Origin of the sequence: Oleiagrimonas sp. (genome assembly GCF_027858935.1) — a bacterium.
Taxonomy (GTDB): domain Bacteria; phylum Pseudomonadota; class Gammaproteobacteria; order Xanthomonadales; family Rhodanobacteraceae; genus Oleiagrimonas.
Map to the genome: position 1 here is coordinate 1 of NZ_JAQIBU010000102.1, position 3,013 is coordinate 3,013.

The 3,013-nt window shown below is 62.4% G+C and carries 2 protein-coding genes; both read right to left on the minus strand.

Translation table 11 applies throughout. The features are described from left to right. Positions 1-231: 231 nt before the first annotated feature. Positions 232-1,134: an acyltransferase gene (locus PF446_RS03925; protein ID WP_298069938.1), complete on the minus strand. Its 903-nt coding sequence runs from the start codon at positions 1,132-1,134 to the stop codon at positions 232-234. A gap of 385 nt (positions 1,135-1,519) precedes the next feature. Further along, on the minus strand, positions 1,520-3,013 hold a 1,494-nt coding region (locus tag PF446_RS03930), incomplete at its 5' end, for a hypothetical protein (protein WP_298069940.1).

Below are 3,013 nucleotides of genomic sequence, written 5' to 3' on the forward strand. Positions count from 1 at the left end.
TCCCTCGGTCATGGCCGATTTGCAGAAGCGATTCGCCAGCGTGTGGCCACAGGGCAAAGTGAGGGGCAGCTCGATCACGGTGGCATTCCTGTGGGTGGGCGACGGCGTATGCCATGGCACAAAGGCCAACACCGATCACGCTACAGCAAACCCGGCCACGCAGGAGCCCACAAGGCATCGTGCAACAGGAAGGGTGTCGGGACCATGTGCAGGACATGCACCTGACACATTCTATTCGTTGCCTGACGGCAGCTGCATGCGGGCCGCCTGTGCATCCTTCTCGCGCCACAACGTGGTCACCCACGCCTTGACCCTCCCGCGAAATGCCGGGTCCTCGTCGTAGCTGCCGATCAATTCCGGGCTCAGCGGTCGCTCGCGCACGTGGACGCGCACAGCGCGTACGCGCCCGGCGATCAGGTCCATCATCGTGCACGGGCCCTCGGGGTAGACGATCGTGACATCGAGTACCGCGTGCAGCGCTTCGCCCATGGCATCGAGCACGAAGGCCACACCCCCGGCCTTGGGACGCAGCAAATAGCGGAAGGGTGATTTCTGCGCATCGTGTTTGGCGGGCGTGAAGCGGGTGCCTTCGACGAAGTTCATCACCGACACCGGCAGATGCCTGAATTTCTCGCAGGCCTTGCGGGTCGCCTCGCGGTCCTTGCCTTGCAGCTCGGGATGGCGCAGCAGGGTTTGCGCCGAATAGCGTTTCATGAAGGGGAAATCCAGAGCCCACCACGCCGGCCCCAGCAAGGGGATCCAGATCAATTGCTGTTTCAGGAAGAAGCGCAGGAACGGGATGCGCCGATTGAACACTTTCTGCAAGACGGGAATGTCCACCCAGCTCTGATGGTTGCACAACACCAGGTAGTTGCCGTCGCGACGCAAGCCATCCAGCCCCTCGACCTGCCATTGGATGCGCACGAACAGGTCAAACATGGCGTTGTTGACGCCAATCCAGCTTTCCGCGATCACCACCAGCACGCGCGATAGCCACCTGCGCACGGCGGGAATCGGCACGATGACCTTGATCAACGCGATGACGATCAGCGGCACGATGTGCAGCACGCTACTGAGCAGGAACAGCAGCATCACCAGCGGGATGCGTAGCCAGTTGGGCACGAAAGCGAACATGAGCGCTCGTTGTTTGGCGGCAGTGATACATGGTGCCTTGCCCACGACGCAAGAGCCATCCTTGAGAAACCACAAGAACGGTGCAGGGGACAATGCCTACACATTGTGCCTGTCACCTTTGATTCAAGTGCTCGATAGAGTGAGGTCTCCGACCGACGGTTACCGGCCCCTTTGAGCCGGTCGCGAACGGCTGTATTGGGCAAACGAAAAGTGCAATCTGACTCGATGTCTCGGTCAGCCCAGCAACAGCGTAAGCTTGCCCGCCGGCGAGACAGCGCAAATGTAGAACTTCCTGGCATGCTTCAGTCGGCCAGGCGCCGAAGCCACACTTGATTCCCGCCACCCCCTCTACGGGCCGGCGAAATGGTGGCACCTTTTTTATCCGTCAGAGCAAGCGCTCGCCGGCGGCGGTGGCTGCCCGCAAGCGGGCCTCTCCCTTCTGCGCGGCGCCTTGCAGCTCATGGAACGCAGCAATCTGTGCCGGGTTCGGTCCCTGGTAATCAAGGCCGATGCTCGATTGCAGGTAAGCCAGGAAACTGCGCAGCCGCATGTTGTGCAGCACGTCGCCTTCGCTCGAGCGGACATCAAGCTGCGCCACCGCATGGATCGCGTCATGCAAATCCTTGATCGCGGGGGCGGCAGCGGATGCGTCGATCGTGTGCGCCGCGACCGCCTTGACCAGGCGTTGACGCAGCAGGATGGCCGCGTTGATGTCCTTGTCGAGGACGTCGATGCTGTTATGCAGGGACAGCTCCAGCGCGAGGTTCTGCTTCAGGATCGCCGGCGTGGTGTGCAACCGCGGATCGAGTTTCACCTCGAAGGGTTGCCGGTAGGTCTGTTTGCCATAGCGCAGGACGACCGTGTAGTGGCCCGGATTCACCAGCGGTCCGCGGCTCTTGCCCACCATGCCGTCGGCGTCCTCAGGCGGCTCCCAGCCGATCACGTCTGTGGCGTCGGCGTAGCGCAGGTTCCACTGAATGCGGTTCACGCCCGGCTCCACCGCTGTTTTCTTCTTTTCGGCGATCCGTTTCGCCTGCGAAGGCAGCAGGTTGTCCTTCACCGTGGCGGGCAGCTTCTTCGCGTGCTTGTTCTTCAGGTGCAGGGTGTAGTGCTGGATTTGCTTGCCCTGCGCATCCAGGAACGTCAGGCTCGCAGGTGTCTTGCCGTCGTACTTCGCGGGCAGGTGGAAAAACACGGTCGCGCCGAACGGCGCATTGGTACCGACTGGCTGACGATACTTGGCGTGGGCGCTCTGGCCATAGGCATGCGTCAGCCAGGCCGTCTGGGGGGCGTACAGGGAAACCGCGTCGACAGCCGGTTGCGCCTGGTGCGCCAGCTGCTCGAGCAGCGCGAGATTACCCAGGATCCAGAACGAGCGGCCGTGGGTCGCCGCCACGACCTCTCCCTCGCGCGTGTCGATGGCGAGGTCGCGCACCTGCACGTGCGGCAGCTTGGCGGCAAGCGGGTTCCAGTCCGTACCACCGTCGAGACTGACATACACGGTGTTCCCGGTACCCAGGAACAGCAGGGAAGCCTCATTCGGATCCTGTTTCACCGTGAACACGTACTGGTCATCCGGCAGGCCATGGGTCATGACCACCCAATGCCGGCCGTAGTCCGTGGTCTTGAACACGTACGGATGATAGTCATCCCACATGTATCGGGAAGCGGTGAGGTAGGCCGTGCCCGCGGCGAAGTGCGACGGTTCGATCGAGGTGATCGTCGCCCACTGCTTCAGCTGCGGTGGGGTGACCAGGCTCCAATGTTCGCCGCCGTCGACCGTCACATGCACGAGTCCGTCCTGCGAGCCCGCCCAGATCACCTTCTTCTCCACCTGGGACACGGAGAGCGCGGAAATATCCGGGAAGACTTCGGCGGC